The sequence below is a fragment of the Pantoea sp. BRR-3P genome (assembly GCF_039621635.1).
GTDB classification, from domain to species: domain Bacteria; phylum Pseudomonadota; class Gammaproteobacteria; order Enterobacterales; family Enterobacteriaceae; genus Pantoea; species Pantoea floridensis.
Map to the genome: position 1 here is coordinate 1,184,163 of NZ_CP155066.1, position 15,706 is coordinate 1,199,868.

14 protein-coding genes and 1 tRNA gene are annotated in these 15,706 nt (G+C 53.6%); 8 read left to right on the forward strand and 7 right to left on the reverse strand.

Annotated features, from left to right (window positions below):
* Window positions 1-154 precede the first annotated feature (154 nt).
* The 4 genes from AAGR08_RS05425 (at window position 155) to ompC (ending at window position 7,037) form a co-directional block, all read left to right on the forward strand.
* Window positions 155-1,960 carry an Ig-like domain-containing protein gene (locus AAGR08_RS05425; RefSeq protein ID WP_345828922.1) on the forward strand — a complete coding sequence of 602 codons (1,806 nt, stop codon included), beginning with the start codon at window positions 155-157 and terminating at the stop codon, window positions 1,958-1,960.
* 72 nt (window positions 1,961-2,032) lie between these two features.
* Entirely contained in the window at window positions 2,033-4,165 is a 2,133-nt protein-coding gene (locus AAGR08_RS05430; protein WP_345828924.1) for a type I secretion system permease/ATPase, read from the forward strand.
* Window positions 4,162-5,331, forward strand: coding sequence for an HlyD family efflux transporter periplasmic adaptor subunit (locus tag AAGR08_RS05435; RefSeq protein ID WP_345828926.1), 1,170 nt, complete (start codon window positions 4,162-4,164; stop codon window positions 5,329-5,331). The genes AAGR08_RS05430 and AAGR08_RS05435 overlap by 4 nt, the downstream gene beginning before the upstream one ends.
* A gap of 596 nt (window positions 5,332-5,927) precedes the next feature.
* Window positions 5,928-7,037, forward strand: coding sequence for a porin OmpC (ompC, locus tag AAGR08_RS05440; RefSeq protein ID WP_345828927.1), 1,110 nt, complete (start codon window positions 5,928-5,930; stop codon window positions 7,035-7,037).
* Between the two features lie 23 nt (window positions 7,038-7,060).
* Here ompC and AAGR08_RS05445 read toward each other — a convergent pair whose 3' ends face one another.
* Entirely contained in the window at window positions 7,061-7,624 is a 564-nt protein-coding gene (locus AAGR08_RS05445; RefSeq protein WP_345828928.1) for a TetR/AcrR family transcriptional regulator, read from the reverse strand.
* Window positions 7,625-7,717: 93 nt separating this feature from the next.
* Here AAGR08_RS05445 and AAGR08_RS05450 point away from each other — a divergent pair, with 93 nt between their 5' ends.
* Complete coding sequence (locus AAGR08_RS05450) at window positions 7,718-8,173, forward strand: nuclear transport factor 2 family protein (RefSeq protein ID WP_345828930.1); 456 nt, start codon at window positions 7,718-7,720, stop codon at window positions 8,171-8,173.
* Between the two features lie 6 nt (window positions 8,174-8,179).
* Here AAGR08_RS05450 and AAGR08_RS05455 read toward each other — a convergent pair whose 3' ends face one another.
* Complete coding sequence (locus AAGR08_RS05455) at window positions 8,180-8,332, reverse strand: hypothetical protein (protein WP_345828932.1); 153 nt, start codon at window positions 8,330-8,332, stop codon at window positions 8,180-8,182.
* Between the two features lie 147 nt (window positions 8,333-8,479).
* Window positions 8,480-8,593, reverse strand: a complete 114-nt coding sequence (locus AAGR08_RS05460; protein WP_345828934.1) for a response regulator — start codon at window positions 8,591-8,593, stop codon at window positions 8,480-8,482.
* Window positions 8,594-8,734: 141 nt separating this feature from the next.
* Between AAGR08_RS05460 and apbE the strand changes: the two genes are divergently transcribed.
* The 3 genes from apbE to AAGR08_RS05475 all read left to right on the forward strand — a co-directional run bounded on the left by apbE (window position 8,735) and on the right by AAGR08_RS05475 (window position 12,265).
* Window positions 8,735-9,772 (forward strand): FAD:protein FMN transferase ApbE, encoded by a 1,038-nt coding sequence (apbE, locus tag AAGR08_RS05465; RefSeq protein WP_345828936.1) that lies wholly within the window; start codon window positions 8,735-8,737, stop codon window positions 9,770-9,772.
* Between the two features lie 14 nt (window positions 9,773-9,786).
* Window positions 9,787-10,428 (forward strand): DNA oxidative demethylase AlkB, encoded by a 642-nt coding sequence (gene alkB / locus AAGR08_RS05470; protein WP_345828938.1) that lies wholly within the window; start codon window positions 9,787-9,789, stop codon window positions 10,426-10,428.
* A 184-nt stretch (window positions 10,429-10,612) separates the two neighbouring features.
* Complete coding sequence (locus tag AAGR08_RS05475) at window positions 10,613-12,265, forward strand: multidrug ABC transporter permease/ATP-binding protein (protein ID WP_345828939.1); 1,653 nt, start codon at window positions 10,613-10,615, stop codon at window positions 12,263-12,265.
* A 153-nt stretch (window positions 12,266-12,418) separates the two neighbouring features.
* On the opposite strand, the gene AAGR08_RS05480 is transcribed toward AAGR08_RS05475, so the two are convergent.
* The 4 genes from AAGR08_RS05480 to yejM form a co-directional block, all read right to left on the reverse strand.
* Window positions 12,419-13,144, reverse strand: coding sequence for a 4'-phosphopantetheinyl transferase superfamily protein (locus tag AAGR08_RS05480; RefSeq protein ID WP_345828940.1), 726 nt, complete (start codon window positions 13,142-13,144; stop codon window positions 12,419-12,421).
* 77 nt (window positions 13,145-13,221) lie between these two features.
* On the reverse strand, window positions 13,222-13,425 hold the full coding sequence (locus AAGR08_RS05485) for a hypothetical protein (protein WP_097096619.1): 204 nt from the start codon (window positions 13,423-13,425) through the stop codon (window positions 13,222-13,224).
* A gap of 358 nt (window positions 13,426-13,783) precedes the next feature.
* Window positions 13,784-13,860 (reverse strand) — tRNA-Pro (locus AAGR08_RS05490).
* A 70-nt stretch (window positions 13,861-13,930) separates the two neighbouring features.
* Window positions 13,931-15,685: an LPS biosynthesis-modulating metalloenzyme YejM gene (gene yejM, locus AAGR08_RS05495; RefSeq protein ID WP_097096626.1), complete on the reverse strand. Its 1,755-nt coding sequence runs from the start codon at window positions 15,683-15,685 to the stop codon at window positions 13,931-13,933.
* Between the last annotated feature and the right edge of the window lie 21 nt (window positions 15,686-15,706).

Below are 15,706 nucleotides of genomic sequence, written 5' to 3' on the forward strand. Positions count from 1 at the left end.
CTGTGTCTTAATTTCATCCTTGTTACCGGCAGGTAACCCCTTTTCATCAGGCGAAGCGGGCCGTTTATTAACGGCCTGTATGGCGCACCGGTCCGCTTAAAACATTAATAAGCATAATGACTGTGGCAAATCATTTCCTGTAACGAGGTTACCTATGTCTTCACGTCAATCCGAACATCAATTAGCAGCAATTTTGCAATCGGCAGTCAGCCTTTATCCGGTGGATGATAACTCAGCAAGTCTGCAACTTCGCAGCATAGATACCACGCCGCCCGCAGCGCTGCATCCTTATGAACCGATAGCCCAGGATGGCATCATTGCCGCATGGGAGGCGGGCAAAAATATTCACCTGCGCGGACGCGCTGAATCTGAGCCCGGCGCGACGGTTACTTTGACCTTTAACGGTGAAAGCTGGCACAGCACGGTGAATCAATGGGGCTACTGGAATGCATCGATGCCGCCATCGGTACTCCACGGATTGGCTGATGGCGCCTATTCGTTGACGCTCACCATTACCGATAAAGCCGGTAACAGCACCGATACTCAGGTTGAATTTGGGGTTTACGTCGATAAAACTATCAAACCCACGCTCACCGTCGATCCCATCAGCGGTGATAACGCTGTTAACGTTGCGGAAGGGATTTACGGCGTGGACGTGCACGGAAGCGCTACGCATATGCCGAATAACAGCCACGTTACGCTGACGTTAGCTGGTAAAACCTATACCGGTAGCGTTAATGGACAGGGTGAATGGACGGCCACAATCCAGGAACAGGATCTGCAGGCGCTACAGGATGGTGTTTATAGCCTAAAAGTCAGCGCCACCGATCCCAATGGCAAGACCACTACCACGCATCAGGATGTCACGCTGATCACCCATGTCAGCAGCTTGCCGCACATCAGTTTTGACAAAGTGACAGCCGATAACGTCATCAATAAAGAGGAGAGCCAAAACGATCTCACCTTTAGCGGCGATCTCTCCGTGGTGGTGCCGGGCCAGCAACTGTTGCTGTGCAGCGGCGATGCAGTCTATCACGCGCAGATTGGCAGCGATGGGCATTGGCAGGTCACCATTCCAGCCAGCGACGTGGCAAGTTTTATTGCGCTGGGCGAAGTTCGCGTTTATGCGCTGGATGGTGCAGGCAACAGCACCGACGCGATGCTGGAACTGAACGTGGTAACCAAGCTGCCCGACATCTATTACGAAATCAATATCGGTGGTGATACCACACTCAACCAGCAGGAAGCGCAGCACGATCTCAGTTTCTATCTGGAAGGCGTCAGGGAATTGACGATTAAAGGTAAAAACTACACGCCGGTCGATGGCACGGTGACCATCAGTGCCGCAGATTTACAGGCGCTGCCGGATGGTGAAGTATCAGCGCTTGCCACGCGCGGAGATGAGTACGGCAACCATGACACGCAGATCATCGAGAATCTGTTCAACGTTGCTATCCATCAGTTGCCGACAATGACGCTGAATCAACCTTTTGGTGATGGCGTGTTGGATGCGGTGGAGGTTAATAACTGGCATCTGATTCAGGGCAGCAGCACTCATCTTGAGCAGGGCAGTGTAGTCACCTTGACGCTCGGCGATCAGAGCTACAGCGCCACGGTAAAAGCCGATGGTAATTGGTCGCTGACAATTTTAGCCGGGCAGCTCGCTCCCCTTGATGACGGCAGCTATCAGATGAAGGTTAGCGCACAGGATAAAGCGGGCAACGTGGCGACGGCAACGCAGCCGGTAACGATCGACAGCCACGAGGCGGTTGCCAGCGCCAGCAGTGAGCCGGCAGGCACGCTGCTCGCGAATGTCAGTGCAGGCAGCCTCGACCATAGCGATCAACATGGCGATGCGTCGATCCTCCGCGGCAGTGAAACGCATTACAACGCCAGCGACAGCAGCTATACCCTCGCCGATCATCTGCAGCAGCAACACCCGGTGCAGACAGTCGTTTAACCCACATACCAACCGCTAGCGCTCTCAGCTAGCGGTTGCCAGCCTCTTTCCATTGCTTATGAGACCACAGGGATGACTGCACAACCCTTTAACAGCGACAACGGCATCGCGGCGATGCTGCGTGTGGCGGCACGTTTCGGCAAACCAGCGGATGGCAGTACGCTGCATCAGCAGATGCGTTGGTTTCAACATCTGGCTCCCGCGCAACAGTTAGCACGTCTGGCTGAACTACTGGGATTGCATTTCATGCTGATTCCTCACGATAAACTCCGCTGGCGTCAGGAAATTGTTCCGGTGTTGCTACTGCTGGAAAACGGCAGCCTTGCCTTGATTGAAGAGGTAGATCGCGATGGCGGCGTACGCTATTGGCTGAGCGAAGGTGGCGACGTGATGCGTTCAGCCTTGCTGAGCGATTTGTTAGCACAGGCACAGGCCAATGTCGGCGTGATTGGCGTGGCGGCGCGCGGGCGAGATGCGCGCATTGATGAGTTTGTGCAGCCCTATGAGCCACACTGGTTCTGGCATAATTTTCGCGGCATGAAGCGACGCATGGCTGAAATCAGTCTGGCATCGCTGGTAGGCAACGTGCTGGCGCTGGCGGGAATTCTGTTTTCGATGCAGGTGTACGATCGCGTCATTCCCGCGCAGTCACAGCCGACGCTATGGGTGCTGTTTACCGGCGTGTTGCTGGCGGCTGCGCTTGAATATCTGATCCGCCTGATGCGCACTCAGGTTTCCGATCTGATGGGCAAGCGCATCGACCTAAAAATTTCAGCCATGCTGTTCGCGCGTGCCATGAACATTCGTAATGAAGCGCGGCCACGCTCTACCGGATCCTTTATTGCCCAGCTGCGCGAGATCGATCAGGTACGCGAACTGCTGACCTCCACCACGGTGAATGCCGCGGCCGATCTGCCATTCGTGCTGCTGTTTTTATTGATCATGGCATCGATTGGCGGCTGGCTGGTGTTGATTCCGCTGCTGTCGATTCCGCTGATCGTTATTCCGGGGTTGCTGGTACAGATCCCCATGGCGCGGCTGGCGCGGGAAGGGCTACGCGAGAGCGCACTGCGCCAGGCGGTGCTGGTGGAAACCCTTGAAGGGGTGGAAGACATCAAAGCGCTGCAGGCCGAACCCTATTTTCAGCGCCAGTGGGAGCAAACCCACGACGTCAGCGCCACCATCAGCAACCAGCAACGCTTGTGGGGCGCGCGTCTTACCGGTTGGTCAGGAAGCGTCCAGCAGCTCACTTATGCCGGTATGCTGGTATTTGGCGTGTATCTGGTACTTGATAATCAAATCACCACCGGCACGCTGGTGGCCTGTAGCTTGCTCTCTGCGCGCACTATTGCACCGCTCATGCAGCTCACCATGGTGTTCTCGCGCTGGCAGCATGCAAAATCGGCCATGAAAGGGCTGGATGAATTACTGAAAAAGCCGCTCGATCAGCCCGACCGCGCTACGCTGGCGCATTGCCCGGTGCTTACCGGCCATTTTCAGCTGCAAAACGTGCACTATCGCTATGACGATGAGAGCGGGAACAGTGTGCTTAACCTTCCGCAATTGCAGATTACGCCTGGCGAGCGCGTGGCAATTCTTGGCAAAGTCGGCGCGGGCAAATCAACGCTGCTGAAAATGCTGGCCGGACAAGCGCGCGCCAGCCAGGGAAAAGTGTTGGTGGATGGCGTGGATATCACCTGTATCGATCCGGTCGATCTGCGCCGCCAGCTTGGCTGGCTGTCGCAGGATTCCAGGCTGTTCTTTGGCACGCTGCGGCAGAACCTGTTGCTCGGTAATCCGCATGCCAGCGAGCAGGAGATGTTGCAGGCACTGCGCATTAGCGGCGCGCTGGCGTTGGTACAGCAGGATGCTGCCAGCCTCGATCGCATTATTCACGAAGGGGGACGGGGATTGTCCGGCGGTCAACGGCAAATGGTATTGCTTAGCCGGTTGATTCTGCGCCAGCCGCAGGTGGTGCTGCTGGATGAACCCACCGCAGCCATGGATGAACAGCTGGAAGCTCAGGTCATTCGGCAGCTGGCACAATGGGTGACGGGCCGCACGCTGGTGTTGGTAACGCATCGTCCTGCCTTACTGCGTATGGTGGACCGCATCGTGGTAATGGATAACGGACGCATTGTGGCTGACGGGGCGCGCGACGAAATTCTGCGCCACGCCGCGGCGAATAGGGGAGATGCAGCATGAGCATGGTGATCGTCGATAAAGATCTGGCGCGGCGCGAGCGTCGCACGTCGGCCATTATCTGGCTGTGCGTGTTGACGCTGCTGCTGTTTCTGCTGTGGGCGCACTTTGCGGTGTTGGATGAAGTAACGGTAGGCATCGGCAAAGTTACGCCATCAACCCATGCGCAAATGATCGATAGTCTGGATGGCGGCATCGTCAAACAGCTGAACGTGCACGAGGGGACTATCGTGCAGCGCGGGCAGGTGCTGGCCACGCTTGATCCCACGCGCTTTCAAACCAATTTTGGTGAAGCGATTGCGCGCGTCCGCACATTGCGCGCTTCGGCTGAGCGGTTACAGGCCGAGCTCAGCGATCGGCCGCTGAACTTTAGCGCAGAGACCCAGCAATATCCCGAACTGATCGCGCGTGAAACCCAGCTATATCAGGCTCGCCGGCAAAATTTTGTCGAAACGGTTGGCAATCTACGGCAATCCCTCACGTTGGTGCAGGCGGAACTCAATTTGACAGAGCCGCTGATGCTTCGCGGCGCGGCCGGGAAGGTGGACGTTATCCGTCTGCAACGGCAGGTAAGCGATTTGCGTGGCAAAATCGACGAGGCACGTAACGACTATTATGTGCGCGCGCATGAAGAGCAGGTGAAGAACAACGGTGAACTGGATGCGCAGCTGCAGGTTGCCGCGGGAAAACAGGATCTCCTTGCACGTACGACGTTACTCTCGCCGGTGCGAGGCATAGTGAAAGATATTCGCGTCTCTACGGTTGGCGGCGTATTGGAGCCGGGCGGCAAACTTATGGAGATTGTGCCGCTGGAGGATCAGCTGCTGATTGAGACGCGTATCAATCCGCGTGACATTGGCTACATTCGTCCCGGGTTGCCTGCGGTGGTCAAGATCACCGCCTATGATGCCGCCATCTACGGCGATCTCCGTGGGGAGGTGGAAACGGTATCGCCGGACACGCTGCAAGATGAAGTCAAGCATGATGAATTTTATTATCGCGTCTATGTACGCACTAACAAGGCGGAGTTAGTGAATAAGCACGGGCGTAAATTTGCCATTATGCCGGGCATGGTGGCGAATGTTGAGATTAAAACGGGTCAGAAAAGCGTCATGGATTATTTGCTCAAGCCACTGAATAAAGCTAAAGAATCGTTACGTGAGCGCTAGCAATAAGCACCGTATATTAATCCAGCGATCTTTGTTGTCCACGGAAATTAACATTTCTGCATTTAGGCTATCGATTGAACATTATGTGCGAAAATAGGCAAATAATGCGCTAACTCTTATGGGTTAATTTAACCCTGATAATTAACTTTACAGAAAATAAGGATGGGCGCTGGAGAGCAGACAAAAAAATGCCGGACAATCATGTCCGGCGGGAAATTAGGGTAAATCAAATCATTCGGGGTGAATGAAGGTAATAATGAAATAAATGATGATAGCGGGATAATTGTATGCTCTGGCTGAAAATGATTTTTGTCATTCAGTGCGAAAATGTAATTCATGTAATTTATTGATTTTAAGTGATTAAAATGTTTGTTGTCATTAAGTGCTATATTTTTTACCTATCTGTGCTGGTTATTAGTTCCGCTGAATTTACATCCTGAAATAACTAATAAATACACTGAAACACTTTTGGAAATTTAGTAGCATTTTCGTGATAGATTATTGCCCAACATAAAATAACAATGGCTTGCCGGCTGAATTTTTAATCGTTCAGTTCGCAGTGGCATAAATAAAGGCACATTAAAGAGGGTAATAAAATGAAACGTCGCGTTCTCTCCCTGATGATTCCTGCATTGCTGGTAGCAGGTTCAGCAAGCGCAGCTGAAATTTACAATAAAGATGGCAACAAATTAGATCTCTACGGCAAAGTTGACGGTTTGCACTATTTCTCCGACAACTCTGGCTCAGACGGTGACCAGTCTTACCTGCGTTTTGGCTTCAAAGGTGAAACTCAGGTGACCGATCAGCTGACCGGTTACGGCCAGTGGGAATACCAGGCTGCATTGAACACTGCAGAAAGCGAAGGTACCGCTAACAGCTTCACCCGTGTCGGCTTTGCGGGTCTGAAATTTGGTGATGCAGGTTCATTCGATTATGGCCGTAACTACGGCGTGATGTACGACCTGGGCGCCTGGACTGACGTACTGCCAGAGTTCGGCGGCGATACCTACGGTGCGGACAATTTCCTGTTCCAGCGTAGCAACGGTCTTGCCACCTATCGTAATACCAACTTCTTCGGTTTGGTGGATGGCTGGAACTTCGCGGTTCAGTATCAAGGCAAAAACGACAACCCTACCGAATCCTCATCCGGCCGTGATGTGCTGGGCGAAAATGGCGACGGCTACGGTCTGAGCACCACCTATGATCTGGGTTCCGGTTTCGGTATCGGTGCGGCAATGTTCCAGTCTGACCGCACCAATAATCAGAATGGCAATGCGCCAGGTATTCTGGGCCGTGGTGATAAAGCCGAAGCTTATAGCGGCGCGCTGAAGTATGACGCCAACAACATCTACCTGGCCGCGATGTACAGCCGTTCGTACAATGCCACGCGCTTTGGTTCAAGCAGCGCAACCGCTTACGGTTACGCGAATACCGCGGATAACTGGGAATTGGTGGCGCAGTACCAGTTCGACTTCGGCCTGCGTCCTTCACTGGCCTTCGTGTCTTCTCGCGGTTCCGATATCGAAGGGTACGGCAGCCAGAACCTGAAAAAATATGTTGATGTGGGCGCGACCTACTACTTCAACAAAAACATGTCGACCTATGTTGATTACCAAATCAACCTGCTGGATGACAATAACTTCACCGATGCCGCCGGTATCAATACCGATGACGTCGTAGCGGTAGGCCTGGTTTACCAGTTCTAATCGTGATGGAGCGTGACAGCGCGTCACGCTCCCGTTTTCAGCAGTGCGCTTAGCGCGCCTCGCAATATCTCAACTATCTGTTTTGCCTCTTCCCCAATCTGCACCTGTACAATGGCACCTTCAACCAGCAACACAATCTGCGCCGTTTTCATCTGCTGCTCGGGCGCCAGCTTTTCTTTGATTGCCTGCGCCATCTCGTGCTTATGCTGGCGAATCAGTTCGCTGGCTTCAGCTAAGCTGCTGCCTAATTCCGCCGCTGTGTTAATAAAGGCGCAGCCGCGAAAATCGGCATCGTTAAACCAACTCAGAAGTGCCGCGGGCAGGGCATCGTCCAGCGTAACGTGCTGATTCAGTGCAGCGCGAAATGCCGCCATCCAACGCTGATGGCGCTGCTGTAAAAACGCTAAAACCAGCATATTTTTTGCCGGAAAATGACGATAGAAAGTCACTTTCGTCACGCCGGCCTCCGCGATCACTCTATCCACACCCGTAGCGCGAATACCCTGCTGGTAAAACAATTGTTGTGCGCACAACAAGATGCGATCGCGGGCAGAGGCTGCGGCATCAAATATCAGAGGTTCAAGCATAACTAATCCTGTTCAAACATGTAGACAGAATTGTCTACATCCGGCAGGATGAATCAAGTAGACAGACCTGTCTACATGTTCAGGAGAGAAAATATGTTGGTGCCACCGTTTAATCAGGAAACGGCGTTAAAGAAAGTCCGCATGGCGGAAGATGCGTGGAACAGCTGCGACGCTCAGCGGGTTTCATTGGTTTACAGTGAAGATACGCGCTGGCGTAATCGCAGTGAATTCGTCAATGGACGTGCGGAAGTCGTGACATTTCTGCAACGTAAATGGGTAAAAGAGTTGGATTACCGGCTGATCAAAGAGCTGTGGGCGTGGCACAACGATAAGCTGGCGGTGCGATTTGCCTATGAATGGCATGATGACAGCGGCAACTGGTTCCGCAGCTATGGCAATGAGAACTGGCACTTTGGTGCCGATGGCTTGATGATTCAGCGCTTCGCTTGTATCAATGATCTCCCCATCGTTGCAGAGGATCGTCTGTTCCACTGGTCTGCTGGAACGCGCCCGGACGCGCATCCGGGCTTAAGTGAACTGGGGCTATGAAGAAGATTACTGCATCCCGCGCCATTTTTTTGCTTTAGGTGCCGGTTGCAGTGGCGGCGTGGTGGCCATACTGCCTTCCATTGCCACGCCCGCCAACGTAAAGGCCGAGAAACTCAGCCAATGCTGCCATTTACTGTTTTGCGTTTTGCTCTTTTCCATTCTGCACCTCGCTGATGTTCAACTCATCCTCAACGATGCAGAATTCATGCCAGACCACCGCTCGCAGCGCCACGCGCAGCGTCAGCACTTTGCTACACTGCGCCGGCGCTGAAGCGGTGCAGGAGGGGGATTTTCTGGTGCAAAAATTTAACGTCGGCGTGAAGGATAATGTTGAATCAGACGGTGGCGATAGCGTTCCCAGCATCTGTAGCTGCCGAAAATAAACAGTCCGGTGGTCACTGCAATAATGAAATAAACCATCTTAGCTCCTGTAGGTAAAAACGGTGCAGGAACGCGTTATCCTGTCTTAGGGTTCAGCGAACATCAAGCAGCTTTAGATGGATTTACAAGCGATTTATGCTTTGTAACCGGCTGTAGCAACAGTTAATAGATGAGGAAGAGATGCATTTTCAGAATATTCTGCTGATAGGGCTGGTGGCTTTTGCCCTGAGCGGTTGTGAAAAAAATGATAGCCAGCCAGCAATGGTGCTGGAAGGTAAAACCATGGGCACGGTCTGGCGCGTCAGCGTAGCGGGCGTGGCGTCATCACGTCATGCTGCATTGCAGCAATTGATTCAGCAGCAGTTGGATCGCGATGACGGAGAATTATCGACGTGGAAACGCGATTCGGTCTTGTCGCGCTTCAATCAGTATCAGGGCAGCGCACCGCAGGCGGTGAGCAGCGATATGGCGGACATTGTCACCATGGCGCTGCGTATTGGCAAAATGACCGAAGGAGCAATGGACATCACCGTTGGTCCGCTGGTTAATCTGTGGGGTTTTGGCCCAACGAAGCAACCGGCGCACACACCGACGGAGGCCGAAATCACTGCGGCTAAAGCGCTCACCGGTTTGCAGCATCTGCGCGTAATTCAGGGCGTTGAGGGACAATGGCTGCAGAAAGATCTGCCTGGCCTGTACGTGGATCTCTCCACCATGGGCGAGGGCTATGCCACCGATCATCTGGCACGTCTGATGGAGCAGCAGGGCATTACCAACTATCTGGTTTCGGTAGGGGGCGCGGTGCTGAGTCGTGGCGTTAACGCTAACCAGCAACCGTGGCGCGTGGCCATTCAGAAACCAACCGATCGTGAAAATGCGGTGGAAGCACGTGTCGATCTGCAGGGGCACGGCATCAGTACCTCAGGCAGCTATCGCAACTATTATGAACTGGACGGCAAACGTATTTCGCACGTCATCGATCCCGCAACAGGCAGGCCGATAGAGCACAAGCTGGTTTCAGCAACCGTGATAGCGACCACCGCGCTGGAAGCGGACGGCTGGGATACTGGCTTAATGGTGCTTGGCAGCGATCGCGCTCAAGCGCTGGCGCTTAAAGAGCATCTGGCAGTCTATTTGATTAGCAAACAGGGCGATGGCTTTACGCACTGGATGTCGCCACAGTTCAAATCCTTCCTGATCGATCAGAAATCGCAGTAGTAAAGGAGGCGTAAATGTTGGATTTATTTAGCGACGAAGCCCCGTGGCAAGAGCCGCTGGCCGAGGGTGCCGTGATTCTGCGGCGTCGTGCACGCGACAGTGCCGACGCGTTGCTGGCGGCGATTCACCACATTGCCGGGCAAAATCCGTTTGCTCATCGCATTACGCCTGGCGGCCATCGTATGTCGGTGGCGATGACAAACTGCGGCAATTTTGGCTGGTCAACCGATTCGCGCGGCTACCAATATACCGAACAGGATACCAGGAGCGGGCATCTGTGGCCGCCGATGCCTGCGCTGTTCCGCGAACTGGCGCAGCAGACGGCAGAAGAAGCCGGTTTTGCCGCTTTCAATCCCGATGCCTGCCTGATTAACCGCTATGAGCCTGGTGCCAAACTGACGCTACACCAGGATAAAGATGAGAAGGATCTGCGCCAGCCGATCGTCTCTGTTTCGCTGGGTTTGCCAGCGGTGTTTCAGTTCGGCGGCTTTGAGCGTGGCGACGCCACGCAACGCGTATTGCTGGAACATGGCGATATCGTGGTGTGGGGTGGCCCTTCACGCCTGCGTTATCACGGCATTCTGCCACTTAAACCGGGCATTCATCCGCAGGCGGGTGCTTTCCGCTATAACCTCACATTCCGCCGTGCGTTTTAGACTTTTATTTTTGTCAAAGCGTACATTTTTGTCGCGGCGCAATTTATTGCGCGATAAATCGCGCTGCTGCAAAGGTGCGATGAAAAGCGTTTTGCTGAGGGAAATACGGGATGAGAATTATTCTTGCTATCAGCGGGGGCGACATTAAACTGCAGGCTGCTTTATTGACCGCTGGAATTTTTTAATGGCATTGCTGCATGTAGTTTATCGCCAGTACCGCTGGCCTTTTATTGGTGTCATTCTTCTCACGCTGCTGAGTGCCGTGCTCGGTATCGGCCTGATTGCCTATATCAACAACGAACTGATCGTTGCGGTAAATACCTCGATTTCTGTCCTGCCGAGTTTCCTTGGCCAGCTGTTCTTGCTGATGGCGGTTACGCTTGGCTCACAGCTGGCGCTGACCATGCTCGGCCACCATTTTGTCTGGCGTCTGCGCGGCGAATTCATTAAACGTATTCTCGATACGCGCGTAGAGCGCATTGAACAGATTGGTAATGCTCAGCTATTGGCCGGCCTCACCAGCGATGTACGCGCCATCACCATTGCCTTTGTGCGTTTACCGGAGCTGATTCAGGGCATCATTATTACCCTCGGGTCGGCACTTTATCTCGCCTGGCTCTCGCCGAAGATGCTGCTGATCACCAGCCTGTGGCTGGTGGTAACGCTGGTTGGCGGCTGGCTGCTGGTGTCACGGGTTTATCAGCACATGGCTAAGCTGCGCGAGGTTGAAGATGAGCTGTACCGTGACTTCCAAACCATTATTGAAGGACGTAAAGAGCTGCAGCTCAACCGTGAACGCGCGCAGCTGATTTACGAAACCGTGTATCAGGAAAATGCCAAAAGCTATCGCCATCACATTGTACGTGCCGATACCTTCCATCTTAGCGCGGTGAATTGGTCGAATATTATGATGCTGGGCGCCATTGGCATTGTGTTCTTTATGGCTAATGGCCTTGGCTGGGCCAACACCGCCGTCGCGGCAACCTATTCACTGACGCTGCTCTTCCTGCGCACGCCGCTGCTGGCGGCGGTTGGCGCCTTGCCGACGCTGCTGAGCGCACAGGTGGCGTTCCGCAAGCTCAATACTTTTGAACTGGCGCCGTATAATGAAGCGTTCAAAGCATTGCCTAACGTCAGCGACTGGCAAACGTTAGAGCTACGCGATGTCTGCTTCCATTATGGCGAGCGCGGCTTCCAGGTTGGACCCATTAACCTGACGCTGCGTCGCGGGGAATTGGTGTTTCTGATTGGCGGCAACGGCAGCGGAAAATCCACATTTGCCATGCTGCTCACCGGCCTTTATCAACCGCAATCGGGCAGTTTGTTACTTGATGGCAAGGTGGTTGACTGGCATAACCTCGAAGCCTATCGCAAACACTTCTCGGCGGTGTTCACCGATGTGCACCTGTTTGACCGGTTAATCGGCCATCAAGGTCAACCGGCTAATCCGGCGCTGGTGCAGCAGTGGCTGGAACGTTTAAAGATGCAGGATAAACTCAAGCTGGAAGGCAACAGGGTGCTGAATCTGCAGCTGTCGAAAGGACAGAGCAAGCGCCTGGCGCTGCTGCTGGCGGCCGCGGAGGAGCGTGATATTTTGCTGCTCGACGAATGGGCGGCGGATCAGGATCCGCATTTCCGGCGCATCTTCTACCGCGAGCTATTGCCGTGGTTACAAGCTTCAGGCAAAACGGTGTTCGCCATCAGCCACGACGATCACTACTTTATTCATGCCGATCGTCTGCTGGAGATGCGCGAAGGGCAGCTGAGCGAGTTGACTGGCAATGAACGCGACATGGCCACGCTGGATGCGGTGCAACGTACCGATACCGGGCATTGATGTTAGCCGGGAAAGCTTAGCGAAAACCCTTATTGGGCAAGGCGTTGCGCAGGGAGTAAAGTCACTCGCAGCAGAAATCCTCGTTTCTGCGTCCCTAAACATTTCTGTCGTCTTGTGTTGTCACCGGCTCAGGGGAATTTCTGAGCCGGTTTTTTATTTTGTCGGCAACGGATGGATAAGCAGCGTCGTAACGTGCCCTGCGTGGAGCCAGAAGCGCGCCTGTAAGCGGGTATTGCTGGCAAAAGCTGTAGAGAAATCATGCGTTAGCCGCAGCTGAGCGATGCCTTGCGTGATGTCCAGTCCTACGAGTTCCGCCTGCAGAAAATCCATTGGCTGGTGCAGCTGCGGCCACAGCGCTTTATATAAACTCTCTTTCAGCGAAAACAGCAGCGTAGCCGCCTGTGCAAAGGGCAACGGTTGCGCCAATAGTCGCCGCTTTTCATGCTTGCTCATCAGCAAATCGGCCGTCTCCTCTGCGGTTTCCTCTGCCATCACCTGCTCCACATCCACTCCAAGACTCAGCGGCTCACGCGTTGCGGCTACCACGGCAATGTTATGCGTATGCGATAGTGATCCCTGCATGCCGGCTGGCCACAGCGGTGAACGATCGGGCGCATTGCGCAAGATAAAGCCAGGTAAACCGAGTTGCGCCACGCTTTGCTGAACCAGCCAGCGGCTCGCCAGATGTTCGGCTTTACGCTTTTTCACGGCACCTTGTAGCGATTCAGGCAGCGGCAAATGCCACGCCTGATGCAGATCGCTATGCCAATGATTTTGATCGAATTCACACCAGGCGATCGGCAAGCTATCCCGCGTAATACCGGCGGCGCGGATAAAGGCAGAAGAGGGCAGCGCAAGGGGTGTTTGAGAGGGAAACATAAAAAATCACGGCTGACGGAAAATGTAGTTTTACCAGTCAGCCGGATGGAGAGCAAGCTAAAGGGGCTCGCTCACTTTTAGTTATTCGGGGGAATTGCCATACCTTTAATCTGCACCACAAAGTGCTGATGACCTTTGGTGATGCGCGCGCCCCGATCGCACCAGCGCGTGGCCAGACGGAAGAAGTCGTCGCTGCCGATATCGTAAGCCAGTTCCACTTTATTGATACCCGAGTGCAGCAGCTCTTCCGCATCCTGCAGGTTTTTTGCTTTGATGACCATAATGGTTTCCATCGAAAAAACAGGAGTCCTAAGAGTAAGAGAAGTCTGTGACATTTTTGTTTCAGTTTGATGAAGTGCTGTCACAATTCTCCAAAAATGTGATCTGGCTCGGCTTCGGTTGCTTTCGGTAAGTTACTGATTTTTTGACGAGAATGATGATTTTGTTGGCGTAATTCTGATTGTTTTGACGTGATATGAAGGGTGTTAGAACGGGATGAGGCCGAGTGGTGAACTCGCAAGGATAGAGGGTTACGTCATCATTTAGAAAACAGCTTTTGAAAGCGCTGGTTACAACCTGCCGCTCTGTGGAATTCAGGCAAAAAAAAAGCAGCCATAAAGGCTGCTTTCTTCGGGATTTTGGTCGGCACGAGAGGATTTGAACCTCCGACCCCGGACACCCCATGACCGTGCGCTACCAGGCTGCGCTACGTGCCGAACGTGATGGAATATTACTGTTTCTTCGCACGATTGCAATATGAGCAGCATTTAACTGCCTCATTATTAATCAGTTTGCGATGAATCGCTTCTCTTCAGTCAATACCTGTAACAGCAGCGCCAGCTGTGGCTTATGATCTTTCAGCCGTTTGCCGTGGATATCGTATGCGCTATAGCTGCCATTATTATTCAGCACTAACGTTACCGTCGGCGTGGTGACCACCAGCTTGCCGTCTTCGCTGCTGGCAACCCAATCATGGCTGCGTTGTGCGGCAAACAGATCTTCACCCTGCGAATAGTTGGACGGATTAGTGCGCACATGCAGCAGACGCTGCATCAGCGTGGTCATGACGTCTTGCTGATCGGTTAAACGATCGATGGTTTGTGCGGGCGTATTCGGCCAGTGCACCACCAGCGGCACCTGTAGCGTGGCACGATTGCCTGGATTGTCATCGTTGCTATCCGGATTGACGGCACGTTGCGCGGTAATCACGACCACAGTATTTTTCAACAAATCACGCTGTTGTAGCGTTTGCAGCACGGCATTGATTTGCTCATCAACACCGCCAGCCTGACGTAGATAGCTGCGCTGACGCGCCTTCACGTTATCGCCGTTGATGGTGACACCGTTCAGGGCAATCCATGAGAACCACGGCGTACCGTTCGCTTTCTGACCGTTAAGCCAGTTTTGCCACTGCGTTACCGTGGTGCTGTTCGGCTGCGTGTCGGCCTGCGGTAGCGAATAATCCGCTAACAACGCCTGACGATAAAGCGGCTGGCTAAAGCCATCCGAAGAGAACAAGCCGAATTGATAACCTTGTGCATTCAAAGCATTCAGCAGAGCGGAGGGCATACGCGATGCCAGTACGCCATCCATGTAGCTGGAAGAGATGCCGTAGAACAGGCCAAACAGGCCTTTTTCCGGCTGCAACCCGGCGCTGTAATGCTGCGTAAAGCGCACATTTTCGCTGGCAAATTGATTGAGTGATGGCAGCGCTTTGTCCAGCGTGCCGTTATTCAGACCGTCAACGGTTAACACCAGCAGGTTATGGCGCGTGCCAGCATCACGGAAAGTAATGTCGCTGAGCGGATACTGCACCGACAGCGCTTCCGGATCGCCCTGTTGCACCAGACGGCGCTGGTACTCTTGCGCATCCAGCAAGCCGTGACGCTCAAGGAAGCGACGCGCGGTCATCGGATAGGAGAGCGGCAGATTGGCGCGCTGCATGGTAATGGGACGATAGAAATTGGCGTCGGCCCAGATATACAGCAAATGGCTGGCGAAAAAGGCGCTGATAAACAGAGCGGCCAGCGGCTTACCGAACGAACGCCGATTGAGGCTGCGCAGCTTTTGCCAGCTCCAGGTGGCGAACAGCATCTCCACGAGAAAAATCAGCGGCACGCTGATAAACATCAGCTGCCAGTCGCGCGCCATCTCGCTTTGGTCGGGGTTGATCACCAACTCCCACACCACCGGATTAAGGTGGAGGTGGAAGCGGCTGAAGACCGCGCTGTCGACCATAATCAGCGTTAATCCGGCGGTAGCGATAATCGCCGATAGCACCCTAAGCAAGCGCTGTGACATCACCACAAAGGTGAGCGGGAAAATGATCAGCAGATAACCGGCGAAGACGATGAAGCTAAAGTGGCCGATCCAACTGGTATAGGCATAGATGCGGCCCGCAAGCGACGCGGGCCAGTCGGCAACCAACAGATAGCGGCTGCCTAAAATAAACGCGAAGATAATATTAAACAGGGCAAACCAATGCCCCCAGCCGATCATCTGGGAGACTTTTTCACGGTAGCGCTGCCGGTTGGTTACCATATTATGAGGTCAAATCTGCAT

Excerpts from the sequence above, each read along its gene's own strand:
- AAGR08_RS05425 (WP_345828922.1), top strand. The coding sequence starts at position 155 with ATGTCTTCACGTCAATCCGAACATCAATTAGCAGCAATTTTGCAATCG.
- AAGR08_RS05430 (WP_345828924.1), top strand. The coding sequence starts at position 2,033 with ATGACTGCACAACCCTTTAACAGCGACAACGGCATCGCGGCGATGCTG.
- AAGR08_RS05435 (WP_345828926.1), top strand. The coding sequence starts at position 4,162 with ATGAGCATGGTGATCGTCGATAAAGATCTGGCGCGGCGCGAGCGTCGC.
- ompC (WP_345828927.1), top strand. The coding sequence starts at position 5,928 with ATGAAACGTCGCGTTCTCTCCCTGATGATTCCTGCATTGCTGGTAGCA.
- AAGR08_RS05445 (WP_345828928.1), bottom strand. The coding sequence starts at position 7,624 with ATGCTTGAACCTCTGATATTTGATGCCGCAGCCTCTGCCCGCGATCGC.
- AAGR08_RS05450 (WP_345828930.1), top strand. The coding sequence starts at position 7,718 with ATGTTGGTGCCACCGTTTAATCAGGAAACGGCGTTAAAGAAAGTCCGC.
- AAGR08_RS05455 (WP_345828932.1), bottom strand. The coding sequence starts at position 8,332 with ATGGAAAAGAGCAAAACGCAAAACAGTAAATGGCAGCATTGGCTGAGT.
- AAGR08_RS05460 (WP_345828934.1), bottom strand. The coding sequence starts at position 8,593 with ATGGTTTATTTCATTATTGCAGTGACCACCGGACTGTTTATTTTCGGC.
- apbE (WP_345828936.1), top strand. The coding sequence starts at position 8,735 with ATGCATTTTCAGAATATTCTGCTGATAGGGCTGGTGGCTTTTGCCCTG.
- alkB (WP_345828938.1), top strand. The coding sequence starts at position 9,787 with ATGTTGGATTTATTTAGCGACGAAGCCCCGTGGCAAGAGCCGCTGGCC.
- AAGR08_RS05475 (WP_345828939.1), top strand. The coding sequence starts at position 10,613 with ATGGCATTGCTGCATGTAGTTTATCGCCAGTACCGCTGGCCTTTTATT.
- AAGR08_RS05480 (WP_345828940.1), bottom strand. The coding sequence starts at position 13,144 with ATGTTTCCCTCTCAAACACCCCTTGCGCTGCCCTCTTCTGCCTTTATC.
- AAGR08_RS05485 (WP_097096619.1), bottom strand. The coding sequence starts at position 13,425 with ATGGTCATCAAAGCAAAAAACCTGCAGGATGCGGAAGAGCTGCTGCAC.
- yejM (WP_097096626.1), bottom strand. The coding sequence starts at position 15,685 with ATGGTAACCAACCGGCAGCGCTACCGTGAAAAAGTCTCCCAGATGATC.